Raw genomic sequence first — 18,943 nt, 5'->3', positions numbered from 1 at the left:
ATGGCATACAGGTTCGAGTGTCCGCGTGAGAACTGTCCGTTCGTGCTCCGTTCGGCCGGTGACGACGAAGTCGAAAAGCTAGGGAGAGCACACGTCCGTCTCGCCCATCGCGATCACATCGCGCCGGTCGACCTCGAGCGTCGAATCGAACGCGTCGACACGGTGTGATACCGGCGGCCGTGAGTCGATACCGATGCAACCGCGGAGCTGCCTTGCGGTCCTGCCGGATTACCGTCCGCGCCAGTCTCTGATCTTGCTCGTTGCCCATCCGCCGTCGTCGCCCTCCGTATCGTCGTTCCCTGCGTCGTCGTCTCTCTTTGTGGCCGTGGCTCCGATCGACGACGCTTTCGTCGTCCCCAGCTCTTCGACGTACGTCGCGACCGCCTCGAGCGTCTCGTCGTCTTGCAACGCGAACGCTTCGACGACATCGTCGGGCACCTCCTCGGGTGCAACGTAGCTACCGTTGCGTGCGAACTCGGCCGTCGCCCGGAGTGCCTCGAGGCCGAGTTCGTCGAGCCGCTCGCGGAGAAAGTCGGGGATATCGGCCGAGGGTTCTGCCGTCATATCGTTCAATCCGTTATCGCTAATTCATCAAGTAACTACCGTACGTATAATTGTCGGCTTCTGGCGGGGGGTCGCCACCGACGCGGCCGGGAGGCTGACCCGGCTCGACCGCACGACGGTCACCTCAGGCGTCTCCGCAAGCGACGTTCCCGGCGACTACCGTCCAGTCCCACTCGCGGTACTCGAGTCGGGGGTCGGCGGCGTCCGGAACCGCGCCGTAAGAGCGAAGAAACGAGACGACGCCCGACTCGCCGCCGAAATCCGGTGCGAACCACTCGAACAGCTCCGGCACCGAGACAGTCCCGGTCGTGGCGTCGTACTCGACCGCACTGGAGAGATACTGCTCGCTCGCGCATTCGAGTTCTCGCTCGAGCGATTCGGACGTGTACCACCGGATCGGCGGACAGCTCCTCGCACCGCAGTTGAGCGCGAAGTGGATCCTGGGGTCGGTCCGACCGACGCGGAACCTCGCGGTGAACGCGGCCGGTGCGGTCGGTTCGTAGGCGAGTCCCGACGGGTCGCCGTTTCGCAAGATCGCGTGTTCGACGTCGTTGAGCGAGAGTTCGGTACGGGCGAACGCGAACGGGACGTCGAACAGCCCCTCGTCGACGGATTGTCCGTCGTATTCGGAGAGCAACAGCTGGGAGAACGCGTTGTAGACGTTGAGCCAAAACGCCGTCCGAACGTCCGGTCCGTCGAGCGCCGCCTCGAGACGGTCCGGGTCGAATCGACGAAGCGTCTCCCGTGCCGGTCCGTCTCCACCTCCGTCGGCGATTCGAGAGAGCAGGCGTCTCGACGTTCGCTCGGGATCGTTCGCCACGTTCGGCCGTTCCATACGAACATGCTTATCGGTATCTATTCACAAACAAGTTTCGGGACGGCAACGCCGGTGTGTCACCGACACACTTTTTGGCCGATTCCTGTAGTCTATTGTTACCGTGTCTCAAACTGAGGCTCACGACCACACGGCGGGCCACGTCGAGTTACCGCCACGGGAGCTTCCGGTCTGTGACGCTCCGGGTACGGGCGGTGACGAGATCACAGCACTCACGACCTCGGAACCGAAGTACTGCGGACCCGGCTGACAAATGCTCAGAATCGAATTCAAGATAGGCTTGGCAGGAATCCCGGCGCAACTATTCGACATCGAGGAACCGGTCGAAAGCGTCGAGATCGACAACGCACTGCCGGTAGCTGGCGACATGGTTTTTCTCTTTTTAACGGCCTCATTCGACTCCGAAATCACGGAGAGCCGTCTATCTAATCAATTATCTGATGTGAAGATCGTGGACGTGACCCGGACGGAGTTGAATCAGCATATGTACTATCTCAGCGTGATGGTCGGCCTTTCGGATGCATCCGTGCTGTCGCTTCTGACGGAAAACCGGGCGATTCCACACCGGATCGTCGGGAAGAACGCTCACCTCGAGGTCGTGGCGTCGGTCCAGGACTGGACTCACCTCAAACACGTTGCGACCGCGATCGAAGACGAACACGGCTCCCTCGAGTTGATGGGGACGACCCAGACCGACCGCCTCGGGTTTCCACTCGGGGGCAACAAGATCAAACAGAGCCTGTCGGGGAAGTTGTCCAGCGAACAGCTAGAGGTCCTGGAAACGGCCTACCAGATGGGGTATTTCAAGGTGCCCCAGGAGGTGACGGCGGAGGAAATCGCGAACGAACTGGATATCAGCAGGTCGACGCTGAGCGCGCGTCTCCGTCGTGTCGAACACAACTTCTGTGCACTACTTTTCGGACCACAAGAATGACAACCATCGTCCTGCTCAAATCGGCCGACAAACAATCCGCTGTCAGGGAGGTCCTCGGCTCGGTCGTGGGTGCTGGCGAAACGATTCACTTCGTCCGGGTGCCGACCGTGCGGTGTCTCGGTTCGTTAATACAGGAGACAAAACCCATGATCAACTACGACGTCGATTACACGATCAGCTGTCTGCCGGACGGATACGACGTGTCCGAACTCGTCGGGTTTGCGACCGAATCCGACGCGAACCGAATCTGCATCGAGATCACTGAACGAACGCTGACCGGCAAGGCACGGATCGACGACCTCACCCAGTCGATTCTGCTCCACGAAACGATCTCGGGTGACTTCGTGGTCGGCGACCACGTCATCATTCTCGAGGAACTCGAATATGACGCCTAGCCCGCCCGGACTCCCTCGAGTACCCGCCGTTCGCACAAATCCAGCAGCAGACGACAATCCATGAACTCGTCCGATCGAACCGAGAAACGACGCGCCGAAGCAAAGCGTGAAAAACAACGAGTGCGCGAGAAGCGCCAGCGTGGTGAAGGAATCGGCTGGAACGGAAAGACGCTCCGCGAGCAGATCGCACAGCTCGAGGACAAGACGGCGGCGACTGGTCACTACTGTGGTCTGTCGGAGCTGGCGTTGAAAGAGGAAGACCCGATCCGTTTCGAGCAGCTGTACTCACGGCTCCGTGGCGACCTCGTTACGGCACGCGAAACGTCGAAAGAGGTCTCCGCGACGCCGATCGTCGAGCAGGAGGGTGAGCTCTGTTATGGCCTCTTCACGCCAGAGGGCGACTCGATCGCCGTCTCGACGGGAATCATCGTGCACGTCCACACGATGAGCGAAGCGATCAAGTTCATGATCAACCACGATTACGAAGAGAATCCCGGCATCGAGCCCGGAGACGTCTTCGTCAACAACGACCCCCACGTCGGCGACGTCCACCCGTGTGATCTCATGACGATCATTCCGATCTTCCACGAGGGGGAACTCGTCGCCTGGGTCGGCGGTGTCAACCACGTCATCGATACCGGTGCGATCGGTCCGGGGAGCATGAACGTCTCGCAGGCCTCCCGGTTCGGCGACGGCGCCTACTACACGGCCCGAAAGATCGGCGAGAACTTCGAACTGTACAACTCCTGGAAGAAAGAGTATCCAGCCAAGACGCGAACGCCGAACTTCCTGAAACTCGACGAACGAACCCGGATGACAGGCTGTCTGATGATACGACACTCCGTCAAGGAGATGATAGCCAAACACGGCGTCGATACGTTCAAGCAACTCTCCCGTGAGGCCGTCGAGGACGGTCGCCGCGGGTTCAGGAGTCGCATCAAACGGACGATGCTCCCTGGCACCTATCGTGGCGTTTCGTTCGTCGACGCCCTCTATGAGGGCCAGGAGAACGTCACACGAGAATACGCGAACGAGAATCACCTCATGCACGCCCCCTCGGAACTCCACGTTCGGGAAGACGGGACGTTTCAGGTGTCTTTCGAGGGTGCGAACAAGTGGGGGTGGCACCCGTTCAACTGCACGCCTGCCGCGATACAGGGCGGCATCTGGGTGATGCTCACCCAGACGGTGATCCCCAACGAGTTAGTCAACGACGGTGCCTACTACGCGTGTGACTTTCACTTGCCGGTCGGCTCGTGGGCGAACACCCAGAACACGGAGACGGCTCACGCCTACGCCTGGCACTTCCTCGTGTCGGCGTGGGCCCCGCTCTGGCAACACCTCTCGCGGGGATACTTCGCCCGCGGGTTCTGGGAGGAGATCAACGCCGGCAACGCCAACACGTCGAACTGGCTGCAGGGCGGCGGCATCGACCAGTTCGACAAGCTTCACGCCGTCAACTCCTTCGAGTCGGCCTGTGAGGGCGTCGGCGCTCGCTACGTCGAGGACGGCGAACCGCACGCGTCGGCGATCTGGAACCCCGAAGGCGACATGGGCGACGCCGAAGCGTGGGAGCGGGTCGAACCGCTCCCGTTCCTCGGTCGTGCTGTCAAGCCAAACACGGGCGGTGTGGGCCGTCGGGCAGGCGGTGCCGGCTTCGAGTCGATGCGGACCGTCAAGGACGTGAGCAGGTGGTTGCTCTACGAGATGGGCAACGGCTACATGACCAGCGACGGCGGCCTCTTCGGTGGCTATCCCGCAGCCTCCGGCTACATCCTCAACGCCCGGAACACGGATCTCGAAGAACGCTTCGAGAACGGTGAAGAGTACCCACAGCACGACCTGGACCCCGAAAGCGGCGAGTTCGAGTCCAAGATCGACGGGGAGATAACCCGCCGGCCAGAGGGCATCAGCACGCCCAAGGAGTTCGACGACTACGATATGTACCTGAACTACCTCCGTGGCGGGTCGGGGCTCGGTGACCCGCTCGAACGAGAGCCCGAGAAGGTGCTCGAGGACATCCACGACGGGTACGTCCTGCCGCGACACGCCAAGGACGCTTATGCCGTCGTCGTGGAGAACGTCGACGACGAGGCACAACACAACTCCGCCGTGCAGGGTGAGTGGGAACTCGACGAGGAAGCGACCGAACGACTCCGCGAGCAGCGAATGCAAGAACGCACCGAGAAGGCTCAACCGGTTTCGGAATGGTACGACGAGGAACGCGAACGAATCCGCGACGAGGAGGGGCTCATCGACGACGTCAAAAAGACCTACGTCAGCAGCATGCGGATGAGCAAGCAGTTCGCGACGTTCTTCCGTCGCTTCTGGGACCTGCCAGCGGAGTTCGAATTCGAACTCAGTGAGAAAGCCCAGCGATCTCTCGACAACCGGTTCGATTCCGGACTCCGTCCGATGTGGGATAGCCCCACGCTGGGACACGAAACGTGGCTCGATGTCGAGGACGAACCGTATGTCCCGTACACGTGGACGGATCGTTCTATTCGGGACCTCCCTGGTCCGGCGTCGACCTTTCGTGACCGGGAACGAGCGGCTGACGATGACTGATCTACACCCGGTCGTGGTCCAGTCAACGGTCTCGTGGACTGAACGGCCGACTGAACCCGTATCGAGGCCACTCCCGGCAGCCGACTGTTGAACGAATCATGACCGGGTGTATCGACAGTGGCGGTGTCCTGTCGGGTACGATCGACGATTCTGCGATCACGGGTAACTGCACGAGGTCGTCGGAACCGATCCGGGCGCTTCTTGCAACCGGGTACATCCCACTTAAAGAGAGACATATGTCGCGGTCTATCGTGACGCGTTTCTCCGATTTTCCCAGGTACGTGGTAATAGATAACTTGTCACATGTTGACGAAGTCGTCGATGGCAAGTTCAGAAGACAACCCTTCGGAGCGCCACAACGCAGAAACACTGTCCATCGACGCTGGCGGTACGATGACAGACACGTTCCTCATGGATTCGGAGGGAGAGTTCACCGTTGGAAAGGCAAAGACCACACCGGACGACGAATCACGAGGATTCATCAAATCTTCCGCGGACGCCCTCGATACCTGGGATCTGAGCGTGGAAGATGCGTTCCCGAACCTCGTTTCGACGGTCTATTCGGGAACTGCAATGCTCAATCGATTGGTCGAACGCGAGAGCGAAGTCGACGTCGGCATTCTCACCACTGGGGGGATGGAGGACACGCTCCGAATGGGACGTGGCCGACAGTCCTACACTGGGTTTTCGTACTCGGATCGCCTGCACGTCAACACGCACAAACATCCCGAACCGCTGATCCCACGTAACCGTATTCGGGGTGTGCGAGAACGGATCGACGTCAAGGGTAACGAGTTGATCCCCTTAGAGCAGTACGAGGACGACGTCCGCGAGGCCGTTACGGATCTCCTCGATCAGGATGTTGACGAGATCGCGGTGATGTTTCTCCACTCCTATCAGGAGGACAAACACGAGCAACGAACGAAAGAAATTGCCGAGGAAGTCATCGACGAACGGGGTGTCGATACCTCGGTGATGTTGTCCAGCGAGTACTATCCGACTCTGAAAGAACTCGGCCGGCTAAACACACTCGTTGCTGAAGCCTTCGCTGCGGAGCCATCACGTGACCAGTTGAAGAACGTTCAGGAGGCCGTCGACGACCACGGCGGCGAGGTCGGCGTTCGTGTGATGGCGAGCCACGGTGGAACGATCGATATCTACGCGAACGAACTGGCACGGACGTTGATCTCCGGCCCTATCGGTGGGATGATCGGAGCGAACTACTTCGGGAAAGAGCTCGGCTACGAGAACCTGGTCTGTACCGATATCGGCGGAACGAGCTTCGATATGGGGATCATCATCGACAACGACTGGAAGATCGACTACAGTCCGGAGATGGCTCGCCTCCTCCTTTCGTTGCCGATGGTCAATATGGACAGTGTCGGATCGGGAACCGGCAGTTACGTCCGTGTGAATCCCACGTTCGATAAGATCGAACTCGGTCCGGAGAGTGCGGGAGACCAGGTCGGCGTCTGTGCAACCGAAACCGACGTCGAGACGGTGACTGTTACGGACTGTCACGTTGCGCTGGGCTGGATCGATCCGGAAAACTTCCTGGGTGGTGACATGCCCATCGATCGTGACGCTGCCGAAGCGGCGATCGAGGAACAGGTCGCCGACAAGCTGGATATGGGCGTCTACGAGGCTGCCCAGGGTGTCATCGACATCCTCGAAAACAAGCTTCGCAACGACCTCGAGTCCGTCGTGACCGGTGAGGGATACGCACCATCGAATTTCAAGTGTCTCTCCTACGGTGGGGGCGGCCCGGTCCACACCGCTGGATACACCACGGATCTCGGCTTCGACGAAGTTCTCGTTCCGGAGTGGGCGGCCGGCTTCTCCGCGTTCGGCTGTGGTGCAGCCGACTACGAATACCGGTACGACCAGACGACCAGCATCGATATCGACGCCGATCTGTCGATGGAAGATGCGGCCGACACCGCCGGGGCGGAACTGACCGAGGTCTGGAAAGCCCTCGAGCAGAAAGTCGAAGACGAGTTCGCCAAAAGTGACATTGGACTAGACGAAGTCGAGTTCCAGTACCACATCCTCGGCCAGTACCAGGGTCAACTCAACAGTATCGACGTCCGGTCACCAGTGGGCCGAGTCGATACGCCGGAAAAACTCGAGGAGTTAATCGACACGTTCGAAGAAGGGTATCGGCGCCAGTACTCCGAAGAAGCGCGGTCTCCAGAACTCGGGCACACGATCACGCAGGCGTCCGTCCGTGGCGTTCGCGACGTCGTCAAGCCCGAAATTCCAACCGAGGAACTGCAGGGGTCAGATCCACCCGAGGACGCCTACAAAGAGCCCCGCGAGACCTACTGGGACGGAGAGTGGCTGGAGACCGAGATCTACGATCTCCACGCGCTCCAACCCGGGAACGAACTCGGCGGTCCCGCAGTGCTGGAAGGGGAGGCAACGACGTACATCGTTCCGCCGGAGTACGAAACCCGTCTCGACGAGCACCGCGTGCACCACCTCAGGCAGGAGACCTGAGAGAGGGCGTTCCACCGCCCTCGTGTAGACATGCATCTACCTCACTGCAGGTGTCACCTGGCGGGTGGCTGTCCTGGCCGTGAGGTGGATGCGCTGCACCAGCTCACATCTGGCTGTAATCAGATGAGAACACCAGACAAGCAACAATGAGTTCAGAACAGCATCCATCAGATGCGTCAGGAGAGAGAACCCACGGGAAGTCCGAGGAAAACTTTCCTCGAATGCACCGGGAGCAAGAACGGTTCAGAGAGAAACAAGAGAAGGGAGACGGTATCGGCTGGGATGGAACGGGACTTCGCGAACAGTTCGAAGAACTCGAAGAAGAGACCGAAAAGACGGGCCACTATGCCGGGTTCGAGAAGCTCTCGCTAAAAGAGGAAGACCCAATCGAGTACGAGCAGATGTTCGCCCAGCTACGTGGCGAACTGGTCAATGCGCGAGAGACCTCGAAAGAGGTCGCCGCAACCCCGATCGTCGAACAGGAAGGTGAGTTGTGCTATGGGCTGTTTACCCCAGAGGGAGACTCGATCGCCATCTCGACGGGGATCATCGTGCACATCCACACGATGAGTGAGGCGATCAAGTACATGATCAACCACGACTACGAAGAGAGTCCGGGTATCGAGCCCGGCGACATCTTCGTGAATAATGACACACACGTCGGCGACGTCCACCCGTGTGATATCATGACGATCATTCCGATCTTCCACGACGGGGAGCTCGTTGCCTGGGCCGGCGGTGTGACCCACGTTATCGACACCGGTGCGGTCGGTCCCGGGAGCATGAACGTGTCCCAGGCCTCCCGATTCGGTGACGGTGCCCACTACACGGCCCGAAAGATCGGTGAAGACCTCGAGATCTACAACTCCTGGAAAAACGACTTCCCCGATAAGACCAGAACGCCGGACTTCCTGAAACTCGACGAACGGACCCGGATGACTGGTTGTCTGATGATTCGTAAAGCAGTGAACGATCTCATCGACGAGTACGGTATCGAGAAATTCAAACAACTGTCTCGTGAAGTCGTCGAGGACGGCCGGCGTGGGTTCAGAAGTCGTATCCAGAAGACGATGTTGCCGGGGACATACCGCGGTGCATCGTTCGTGGACGCACTCTACGAGGGCCAGGATAATCTCACCCGGGCGTACGCGAACGAGAATCACCTCATGCACGCCCCCTCGGAACTCCACGTTCGGGAAGACGGATCGTTTCAGGTGTCTTTCGAGGGTGCGAATAAGTGGGGCTGGCACCCGTACAACTGCACGCCAGCCGCGATACAGGGCGGCATCTGGGTGATGTTAACACAGACGGTCATACCCAACAAACTGGTCAACGACGGTGCCTACTACGCGTGTGACTTTCACTTGCCGGTCGGCTCGTGGGCGAACACCCAGAACACGGAGACGGCTCACGCCTACGCCTGGCACTTCCTCGTGTCGGCGTGGGCACCGCTCTGGCAACACCTCTCGCGGGGATACTTCGCCCGCGGGTTCTGGGAGGAGATCAACGCCGGCAACGCCAACACGTCGAACTGGCTGCAGGGCGGCGGCATCGACCAGTTCGACAAGCTCCACGCCGTCAACTCCTTCGAGTCGGCCTGTGAAGGCGTCGGCGCTCGCTACGTCGAGGACGGCGAACCGCACGCGGCGGCGATCTGGAACCCCGAAGGCGACATGGGCGACGCCGAAGTGTGGGAGATGACCGAACCGCTTCCGTTCCTCGGCCGCGCTGTCAAACCAAATACTGGTGGCGCAGGCCGCCGTACAGGTGGTTCCGGCTTCGAGTCGATGCGAACGGTCAAGGACGTGAGCAGGTGGTTGCTCTACGAGATGGGCAACGGCTACATGACCAGCGACGGCGGCCTCTTCGGTGGCTATCCCGCTGCCTCCGGCTACATCCTCAACGCCCGGAACACGGACCTCGAAGAACGCTTCGAGAACGGCGAGGAGTACCCACAACACGACCTGGACCCCGAAAGCGGCGAGTTCGAGTCCAAGATCGACGGGGAGATAACCCGCCGACCGGAGGGCATCAGCACGCCCAAGGAGTTCGACGACTACGACATGTATCTGAACTACCTCCGTGGGGGGTCAGGGCTCGGTGACCCGCTCGAACGAGAGCCCGAGAAGGTGCTCGAGGACATCCACGACGGGTACGTCCTGCCGCGCCACGCCAAGGACGCCTACGCCGTCGTCGTGGAGAACGTCGACGACGAGGCACAACACAACTCCGCCGTGCAGGGCGAGTGGGAACTCGACGAAGAGGCGACCGACCAGCTCCGGACAGAACGGATGGAAGAACGCGAAGAGATCACCCAGCCCGTCTCGGAGTGGTACGAGGACGAGCGCCAGCGAATTCGCGAGGAAGAGGGTCTCATCGACGACGTCAAAAAGACCTACGAGAGCAGCATGCGGATGAGCAAGCAGTTCGCCGACTTCTACCGCGACTTCTGGGACCTGCCGGACGACTTCCGGTTCACGGTGAGCGACAAGGCGGAGACATCACTCGAGAATCGTTTCGCGTCCGGCCTCAAACAGAAGTGGAAGAACCCGACGAAGAGCCACGAAACCTGGCTCGGCGTTGGCCGAGACGACGAACCGGCAGTGCCCTACACCTGGGGGAGCGAGCGGTCCATCAAGGATTTGCCGAGCCCTGAAGCATCGTTCCAGGATACACCGCTAGAACAACCGACGGACGACGACTAAGACAGAGGTGAACATCAATGCCAGAATCATACCCACGCGAGATAATCGAAGACCTCGTCGACGACAATCTGGAGTGGAATCAGCTGCACAACATGATGAGTGACTTCAAAGACTCGGACCGGTTCCAGCAGGTCCGGGACGTTCTCCAGGACCGGGTCGACTGGGATGACCCGATCATCATCCCGTATGCGGACAACCTGTTCGTCGTTGCGAAGCCCGAGGACCACTGGCTCATCAAGTGTGAGTGCGGCCACGAGTTCTGTGAACACGACGAGAACTGGAAGAAAGACGCGCTGATCAACGTTCGAGATACGGAAGAAGACTACCTCGAAATCTACCCGGAAAACATGCACCCTCATCCGGATTACATGGAACTTCGAGAGTACTTCTGCCCTGGCTGCAAGACGCTGCTCGAGGTGAACAACGTGATGCCGGGCTATCCGATCATCCACGAATTCGAACCCGACATCGAGACGTTCTACGAGGAGTGGATCGACGAGCCGATCCCGGAGGCTTGACGCTCGTCGGGGCTCCGACGGCGTTCTCGAGGGTCGAACGCTGACGCTGGCACTGACACTAGTACGGACCAGCGCGAACCAGCAAACAACTAAGTAGCTCCGAGAGCGTGGTGAAAGTGATGTCCGACGACCCCGAAGAGGGGATGCTATCGTGGGACGAGTCCGTGTTCAGAGACGAGCGCGTCTTCGAACTCGGATACCTCCCCGAGACGTTCAAACACCGCGACTCCCAGATGGAGAGTCTCGGCTACGCGTTGCGGCCGGCAGTCCGGGGCTCACAGCCGCTCAACGTCGTCGTCCGTGGGCCGCCCGGCACCGGCAAGACCACCGCCATCCAGAAGCTGTTCGACGAGGTCGGTGCCCAGACTCGCACGGTTCGGACGATCCGGGTCAACTGCCAGGTCAACGCCACTCGCTACTCCGTCTTCTCGCGACTGTTCGAGGGGACCTTCGACTACGAACCGCCCTCTTCCGGCATCTCGTTCAAGAAGCTCTTCGGTCAGATCGCCGAGAAACTCGTCGAACAGGACCGGATCCTCGTCGTCGCGCTCGACGACGTCAACTACCTCTTCTACGAGAACGAAGCCTCTGATACGCTGTACTCGCTGTTGCGCGCCCACGAGGAGTATCCCGGCGCGAAAATCGGCGTCGTCGTCGTCTCCTCGGACCCAACCCTCGAGCCGATCGAGGAGCTGGACTCCCGCGTCCAGAGCGTCTTCCGGCCCGAGGACGTCTACTTTCCCGTCTACGACGAACCAGAGATCGTCGACATCCTCATGGAACGAGTCGAGCGGGGCTTTCACGACGGCGTCGTCGACCGACCGGTGCTCGAACGCGTCGCCGAGCTGACCGCAGAAAGCGGCGACCTGCGCGTCGGCATCGACCTCCTCCGGCGAGCGGGGCTGAACGCAGAGATGCGTGCCAGCCGCGTCGTCGAACGCGAGGACGTCGAGGAGGCCTACGAGACCTCGAAGTACGTTCACCTCTCCCGGAGCCTCTCGGGGCTCGAGGCGAACGAACGGGCTCTCCTCGAGATCGTCGCCAGAAACGACGGCGATCAGGCCGGCGACGTCTACGAGGCCTTCCACGAGGAGACCGACCTCGGCTACACCCGCTACTCCGAACTCGTCAACAAACTCGACCAGCTCGGACTGATCGACGCCGAGTACGCGGACGTCGAGGGTCGCGGACGGTCGCGCTCGCTCTCGCTGGCCTACGAGAAAGACGCCGTGTTGGATCGACTCGAGTAACTCGGACTGTCAGGCCGGACGCTCCTCGAGCGTCTCCTCGGGGACGGTGCCGTCGTCGTTCCAGCCGCGTTCGGCGTAGTAGCTCTCGAGTGCCGTCTCGAATTCGGGCAGCTCGTAGGGCAGGCGGTCGTCCTCGTGGTCGAAGCCGCGCTGGTTGTTGAAGTGACGCTCGAGGGAGACGACGCGAGCCCCGACTGCGAGCAACTGCTCGTAGTCGGCGTCGAGCAACGTCTCGAGGCGGTCGGGCGTGACGAAGTCACGAGAGAACTTACAGAGGACGGCGCTGTCTTTGACGACGTTTAGGTTCTCGTTTTCGACGAGCGTCGACGGCTTGCCCTCGAGACCGCTTTTGTCGAGCGCTCGCTCCTCGTCGACGAGCGGGTACTCGAAGGAGTAAAACTCGCCGTACATGTGATCGGCACCACGGTTCGAGGTGGCAAACCCCAGTCCCTGCCCGTGTAAGGAGCGGCCGTCGTGGGCGGGAAACTCGAGACCTTTCACGGTCCAGTTTTCGACGCCGAGTTCGTCGTGGAAGCGGTCGATCCCTTCCGCGAGCGTGTCGCCGATGCCCTCCCGGGAGGCGATTTTTTCGACGGTCTCGTGGATCAGTTCGGCGTTACCGAACTCGTCAACGCTTTCGAGGTACGCTGCGACGACGTCGCCAGCCGAGATGGTGTCCATCCCGAGTTCGTCACACAGCTTGTTCGCTTTCATCACCTCGACGACGTCGTCGACGCCCGAGTTCGAGCCGAAGGCCATGAGCGTCTCGAACTCCGGGCCTTCCGTCTCGAGGTCTTCGTCCTCGTCACGGGTGGGCAGTTTGCAGGCGAACGCACAGGCAGAACAGGTCCCTTTTTCGTACTTCTTCTCCTCGACGCGGTCGCCGCTGATTCCCGAGATGCCGTCGAACGACAGTTCGGAGAAGTAATGCGTCGGCAAGGCCTCGACGTGGTTTGCATACTCCGTCACCGAGGTCGTCCCCTGGCGTTTCATGATGTGCTCTGACTGGGCGGCCTCGCGGTGGACGTCCATCTGCAGGGACGGGATCTCGACGTCGGAGGTCGCGTCGCCCTCGAACGTGATCGCTTTGACGTTCTTCGAGCCGAGCACCGCGCCGAGACCGCCCCGACCGAACGCCCGCTCGCGGGAGGTCATGATCGAGGCGAAGCGAACCTCGTTCTCGCCGGCCGGGCCGACGGTGGCGGTGTGTTCCGGGCCGAGCCCGTGTTCGTCCTCGAGGTACGCACAGATCTCGGAGGTTTCGGCCCCCTCGAGTTCTGGTACTTCCTCGAACTCGACACGCGGGCGAGACTCCGTCTCGCTGCCCGACGAGTGTGGCTCGTCGATCCCGTCGGTGACGTGGACGACGACGAGTTCGTCGCTCTCGCCTGTGATCTCGACTGCGCCGTAGCCCGTCGCGGTGAAATTGCGCGAGAGGAAGCCGCCGGCGTTCGAAGACAGCAGGCCGTCGGTAAGCGGCGAGATAGCCGTCGCCGACATCCGTCCGGTAAAACTCATCGTCGAGTGCTGGAGCGGGCCCGTCGCGAAGTACAGGCGGTTCTCGGGACCAAACGGGTCGGCATCGAAGGGAATCCGGTCGTGGGCGAGTTTCGTCCCGACCGCACGCCCGCCGACGAACGACTCGAGGACGTCGTCTACGTCCTCCGTCGTCGCCGTTCGCTCGCCGACGTCGATCGAACAGAGTGGGCCGTTGGCGTGTTTCATATACGAGACGACACCGTCCCCGTCCGCAAAATGATACCGGTTCCGCCAGATTTGCGGACGTGAACACGAAAAGTCCTAATGGGTTCCCGTTCAACGAAGCGTATGCGCCGGTCCGTCGGCAGTCGTCTCGCCGTTTTCGTAGGGGCCTCGTAGCCCCAACCTCATCACCCACGATTCGACGGATGTATTGTGGCCGACCGGTATGCATCGATCAAGGACACGTATGTACGACCGACGCTCCCGACGACGCACCCGGTATCGACCGCGCCCACGGAGGGCGGTGAGAACATGAGTACGGACACGCCGGAGCGAGACCGCGAGCTCGAGGTCTCCCTCGAGGGGGAGTACGACCCCGAGACGGCCGAACCGCGCTGGCAACGGACGTGGGTCGAGGAGAAGACCTACGCCTACGAGGACGATCCCGAGACGGACCCGAACACCGTCTACGCGATCGACACGCCGCCGCCGACGGTGTCGGGTGATCTGCACATGGGTCATCTCTACGGTCACACGCTGCAGGACTTCGCCGCCCGGTTCCAGCGAATGCACGACGGCGACGTACTCTTTCCCTTCGGCTACGACGACAACGGGATCGCGAGCGAGCGGCTGACCGAGAAGGAACTGGACATCCGTCACCAGGACTACGAGCGCCGGGAGTTCCAGCAGCTCTGCCGGGAGGTCTGTCAGGAGTACGAGGCGGACTTCACCGAGAAGATGCAGGCACTCGGCTGCTCGATCGACTGGGACAACACCTACAAGACGATCGAGCCCCGCGTCCAGCGGATCTCCCAGCTCTCCTTCCTCGATCTCTACGAACAGGGCCGGGAGTACCGCAAGAAGGCCCCGGCGATCTGGTGTCCCGAATGTGAGACCGCCATCTCGCAAGTCGAGATGGAGGACATGGAGCAGGGCTCGCACTTCAACGACATCGCGTTCGAAGTTGTCGGTGACGACGCCCCACGCGAGGAGTTCGTCATCTCGACGACCCGTCCCGAACTCCTGCCCGCGTGTGTCTCCGTGTTCGTCCACCCCGACGACGAGGACAACGCCGACCTCGTCGGCGAGACCGCTCGCATCCCGATCTTCGGCCACGAGGTGCCGATCATCGAGGACGAGCGCGTCGACATGGAGAAAGGGACCGGCGTCGTGATGTGTTGTACCTTCGGCGACCAGAAGGACATCGAGTGGTACCAGGCCCACGACCTCCCGCTTCGGGTGGCGATCGACGAGTCCGCGACGATGACCGACCTCGCGGGCGAGTACGAGGGCCTGTCGACCGAGGAAGCTCGCGAGGCCATCGTCGAGGACTTAGACGAGGAAGGCTACCTTCGGGACCGCTGGGAAATCTCCCACACCGTCCAGGTCCACGAACGCTGTGACACGCCCGTCGAGTTCCGGGTCTCGAAGCAGTGGTACGTCGAAATTCTGGACCACAAGGAGGAGTACTTGGAGGCCGGCCGGGAGATGGACTGGTACCCCAAGAAGATGTTTACTCGCTACAAACACTGGATCGAGGGCCTCGAGTGGGACTGGCTGATCTCCCGACAACGGGACTCGGGGATCCCGTTCCCGGTGTGGTACTGCGAGGCGTGTGACCACCCGGTGATGGCCGACCGCGAGGACCTGCCGGTCGACCCGCTAAGCGACGAGCCGCCAGTCGATTCCTGTCCCGAGTGTGGGGCGGACGCGTTCGACCCCGAAGACGACGTCTTCGACACCTGGGCGACCTCCTCGCTCACGCCACTGATCAACGCCGGCTGGGACTGGGACGCCGATGCGGCGGCGTTCCGGATGGACAACCCCGAACTCTACCCGTTCGACCTCCGTCCCCAGGGCCACGACATCATCTCGTTCTGGCTGTTCCACACGATCGTCAAGTGCTACGAGCACACCGGCGAGGTCCCCTTCGACGCGACGATGATCAACGGCCACGTCTTAGACGAGAACCGAGAGAAGATGTCGAAATCGCGTGGCAACGTCGTCGCTCCCGACGAGGTGCTCGAGGCCTATCCCGTCGACGCCGCCCGCTACTGGGCAGCCGGCACCTCCGTCGGCGACGACTTCCCGTATCAGGAGAAAGACCTCACCGCAGGCGAGAAGCTACTGCGAAAGCTCTGGAACGCCTCGAAGCTCGTCGACACACTCGCACCGGCCGAGCCCGACGAACCCGAGGAACTCGAGGCGATCGACCGCTGGCTGCTCGCCGAACTCGACGCTGCCATCGCGGACCTGACCGACCACCTCGAGGCCTACGAGTTCGCGAAGGCCCGCGATCGGCTCCGGACGTTCTTCTGGGGGACGTTCTGTGACGACTACCTCGAGATCGCGAAAGAACGCGAGGACAACCCCTCGACGGCGTACGCGTTGCGAGTCGCTCACCGGACGTTCCTCAAACTGTGGGCCCCGTACCTGCCACACATCACCGAGGAGATCTGGCAGGCGCTGTATGCGAATAGCGAGCCGCGAGACGACGCCTTCGACAGCGTTCACACCGAGGACTGGCCCGAACCCCGGGGCTACGAGGCCGACCTCGAGGCCGGCGAGACGGCGATGGAGGTCATCTCAGCGCTACGGCGGTACAAAAGCGAACGCCAGCTCCCGCTGAACGAAGAGCTCGAATCGGTGTCGGTCTACGGCCCGATCGAAGGCTTTGAGGACGCCGTCAGAACTGTGATGCACGTCGACGACCTCGAGGTACTCGCCGACCAGCCGGAGATCACCACCGAAGTGGCCGCGATCGACCTCGATTACTCGCAGGTCGGCCCGCGGTACGGCGAGAAAGTCGGCGAGATCGACGCCGCGATCGAGAGCGGCGAGTACGAGATTGAGGGCACAGAGCCACGCGCTGTGGATGATGCGAGCGGGCAACGCTCGCGAGACGACGACGTCTTGTGCGTCGCCGGCGAGGAACTCGAAGGCGAGTTGTTCGACGTCGAGTACGAGCGCACCTACTCGGGCGAAGGCGAGATGCTCGAGACCGAATCGGCGGTCGTCATCGTCGAGTAGCGATCGAACAGACCCGACTCGATCGGCTTTACACGAGTCATCGAACTGGCGTCTTCGTTCGTCCGACCGACGTACCGGCGAGTGACACGACCGACGATCTCCGAGATGAACGGACGTGTCGATCAGGGAGAGCGTGAGACGGCTCGAGAGGTTGCCACGGAGGAAGTCGCCGCGATCTACCAGCATCCGTGGACGAACTGACGTCGATCGCCGGTGACGGACCGAGCGGTGCCGACGACGACAGGTCTCTGACACCAGATGTGACCGATCCGGCGCGTACCGGCCGAAACGGACGCTCGATCGAACCGTCACCGTCACCGAACCGATGTTGCCTTCGATCCGGAGTCGGATTTTGCCCCGTCGTCGACGCGACGGTCGAGGACAATGAAACGTGAATTACCCGTCCGGAACGGTCGTAACATAGGTTTACCCTGTCAGATGACCCGCGATCAGATCGTATCGTCGACGATCCGGCCGTTGACGGCCGCTATCGTCTCAGGTTTCCTGGAAACGGCGTCGTCGTACACGTTCGATTGTGCGACATAACGACAGGATTCTCGAGGCGACAACTGCTCGCCTCGAAGAAACTGTTCGACTCCAACCGACTCCGAGGGCGTCCGTCGAGACGGCACAACGCGTTCTCCGGTGGTAATGCAGCGATGGTAACTACGTTTCGGCAAAATTAATGGTTGCCGAAATGTGGCTATGAGAAAAACAGTTCGTATTAGAACTCCGGATATCCCGATGCCGCCGTGCTGTTTCGTCGATTCGTGTCCGAACGCGACACTGACCACTCCGCTGAGACGGTGCAACAATAGATATCGCTTATACTGTCGGCTAAAAGTATTTTAAACAAGGCGAGACATTGATCGATTATGAACTCTCTCGACAACGTCTCTACCGAAGACCTCCGCCAGGTCTTGGCGGAGGTCGAGGGAAAGAAGCCGGCACAACGGCTGATGGCGGCGATCAATTACCTCGAAGAAGACGATGCGACGTTAGAAGAAGTCGCTGAGCGGTATGGATATACTGGTGCCTGGCTCTCGCAGTGGCTTGATCGACTCGAACGGCTCTCTGATGAGCCGTTCGAGGAGGTTGTCTACGACGATCATCGTTCAGGAAGGCCCTCAAAACTCTCCGATCAAGAGTACGAGCGGTTCGTTGAAGCACTCCATAGCTCACCAGAGGACGTTGGACTTGACGCGCCTGCTTGGTCTGTTCCACTCGCTCGTCACTATCTCGCTGAGGAGTTCGACGTTGAGTACTGCGAACGACACGTCCGACGACTGATGTCCGAGGCCGGGCTGTCCTGGAAGACAGCCCGGCCGGAGTTCCACAAGTCCGACGAACGGGCCCAAAAAGCGTGGAAAAACGGGTTCAAAAAAAGCTCGACAACCTGGACGACGAATACACGATCCTGACCATTGATCAGACGCGTCAAGTGCTCTCGACGCTGATCTACGCGTGGTTTCCGGAGGGAGAGCGCCCGTCACTCCCGGTGACGGGCGCGTGGGACAGTGTTAAACTCCTCGGGGCAGTCAGCGATAGCGGCGAGACGTTCTTTCTCCCGTGTGAAGAAAATTTCAACAGCGACACCACAATCCGGTTGCTCGACGCTCTCCAAACCGAGTTCGGCGAAAAGATCTGCGTCGTCTTGGACAATGCGTCTTATTTTACAGCGAATAGGGTGCAGGAATTCGCCGAAGGAACGCCGATCGAACTGTGTTACCTTCCACGGGGTTCACCGGAGCTGAACCCCGTGGAAGAGTGTTGGCGACGACTCAACCAGACACTGGGCAACCGTCTGTTCGACACACTGGATGAACTTCAAGAGGCTGCACTGACTGCGCTTGACGCCATTGAATCGCCGAACGTCTTTACGTACTTATGTCCTTGAGTATTATTCATGTCCTGATTCCACTGCCCATAGCCCCACGCGGGGCA

The 18,943-nt window shown here is 60.8% G+C and carries 13 protein-coding genes; 10 read left to right on the top strand and 3 right to left on the bottom strand.

Annotation, left to right across the window (positions count from 1 at the left end; translation table 11 throughout):
* Positions 1 to 168: a hypothetical protein gene (locus QQ977_RS04660; RefSeq protein WP_285927821.1), complete on the top strand. Its 168-nt coding sequence runs from the start codon at positions 1 to 3 to the stop codon at positions 166 to 168.
* A gap of 60 nt (positions 169 to 228) precedes the next feature.
* Here QQ977_RS04660 and QQ977_RS04655 read toward each other — a convergent pair whose 3' ends face one another.
* Together QQ977_RS04655 and QQ977_RS04650 are read right to left on the bottom strand one after the other, a co-directional pair.
* Positions 229 to 564, bottom strand: a complete 336-nt coding sequence (locus QQ977_RS04655; RefSeq protein WP_285927819.1) for a hypothetical protein — start codon at positions 562 to 564, stop codon at positions 229 to 231.
* Positions 565 to 688: 124 nt separating this feature from the next.
* Positions 689 to 1,399: a DUF547 domain-containing protein gene (locus QQ977_RS04650; protein WP_285927817.1), complete on the bottom strand. Its 711-nt coding sequence runs from the start codon at positions 1,397 to 1,399 to the stop codon at positions 689 to 691.
* A 253-nt stretch (positions 1,400 to 1,652) separates the two neighbouring features.
* Between QQ977_RS04650 and QQ977_RS04645 the strand changes: the two genes are divergently transcribed.
* From QQ977_RS04645 to QQ977_RS04615, 7 genes are all read left to right on the top strand, one after another.
* Positions 1,653 to 2,333 (top strand): helix-turn-helix domain-containing protein, encoded by a 681-nt coding sequence (locus tag QQ977_RS04645; protein ID WP_285927816.1) that lies wholly within the window; start codon positions 1,653 to 1,655, stop codon positions 2,331 to 2,333.
* Positions 2,330 to 2,728, top strand: a complete 399-nt coding sequence (locus QQ977_RS04640; RefSeq protein WP_285927814.1) for a hypothetical protein — start codon at positions 2,330 to 2,332, stop codon at positions 2,726 to 2,728. Before QQ977_RS04645 ends, QQ977_RS04640 begins: the two co-directional genes overlap by 4 nt.
* Positions 2,729 to 2,788: 60 nt before the next feature.
* The gene (locus QQ977_RS04635) at positions 2,789 to 5,296 is read left to right on the top strand and encodes a hydantoinase B/oxoprolinase family protein (protein WP_285927813.1); all 2,508 of its coding nucleotides are present in this window, start codon (positions 2,789 to 2,791) and stop codon (positions 5,294 to 5,296) included.
* Positions 5,297 to 5,599: 303 nt separating this feature from the next.
* A complete protein-coding gene (locus tag QQ977_RS04630; protein WP_285927812.1) occupies positions 5,600 to 7,795 on the top strand; it encodes a hydantoinase/oxoprolinase family protein in 2,196 nt (731 codons plus the stop codon).
* A gap of 221 nt (positions 7,796 to 8,016) precedes the next feature.
* On the top strand, positions 8,017 to 10,500 hold the full coding sequence (locus QQ977_RS04625; protein WP_285927810.1) for a hydantoinase B/oxoprolinase family protein: 2,484 nt from the start codon (positions 8,017 to 8,019) through the stop codon (positions 10,498 to 10,500).
* Positions 10,501 to 10,517: 17 nt separating this feature from the next.
* Positions 10,518 to 11,018, top strand: coding sequence for an acetone carboxylase subunit gamma (locus QQ977_RS04620; RefSeq protein WP_285927808.1), 501 nt, complete (start codon positions 10,518 to 10,520; stop codon positions 11,016 to 11,018).
* Between the two features lie 119 nt (positions 11,019 to 11,137).
* A complete protein-coding gene (locus QQ977_RS04615) occupies positions 11,138 to 12,268 on the top strand; it encodes an ORC1-type DNA replication protein (protein ID WP_285927807.1) in 1,131 nt (376 codons plus the stop codon).
* 9 nt (positions 12,269 to 12,277) lie between these two features.
* On the opposite strand, the gene QQ977_RS04610 is transcribed toward QQ977_RS04615, so the two are convergent.
* A complete protein-coding gene (locus QQ977_RS04610; RefSeq protein ID WP_285927806.1) occupies positions 12,278 to 13,993 on the bottom strand; it encodes an aldehyde ferredoxin oxidoreductase family protein in 1,716 nt (571 codons plus the stop codon).
* A 288-nt stretch (positions 13,994 to 14,281) separates the two neighbouring features.
* On the opposite strand from QQ977_RS04610, the gene QQ977_RS04605 reads away from it, so the two are divergent.
* Both QQ977_RS04605 and QQ977_RS04600 read left to right on the top strand, forming a co-directional pair.
* Positions 14,282 to 16,999 (top strand): valine--tRNA ligase, encoded by a 2,718-nt coding sequence (locus QQ977_RS04605; protein WP_285927805.1) that lies wholly within the window; start codon positions 14,282 to 14,284, stop codon positions 16,997 to 16,999.
* Between the two features lie 875 nt (positions 17,000 to 17,874).
* Positions 17,875 to 18,896 (top strand): IS630 family transposase gene (locus tag QQ977_RS04600; protein ID WP_285927803.1). Its coding sequence is split into 2 segments (ribosomal slippage): positions 17,875 to 18,388 and positions 18,388 to 18,896, totalling 1,023 coding nucleotides; the frame shifts between segments, so codons are not numbered across the junction.
* Positions 18,897 to 18,943: the final 47 nt, after the last annotated feature.

Source organism: Natrialbaceae archaeon AArc-T1-2, assembly GCF_030273315.1.
GTDB lineage: Archaea > Halobacteriota > Halobacteria > Halobacteriales > Natrialbaceae > Tc-Br11-E2g1.
The sequence above is the reverse complement of the archived record's forward strand: the minus strand, read 5'-3'. Positions and strand labels throughout refer to the sequence as shown.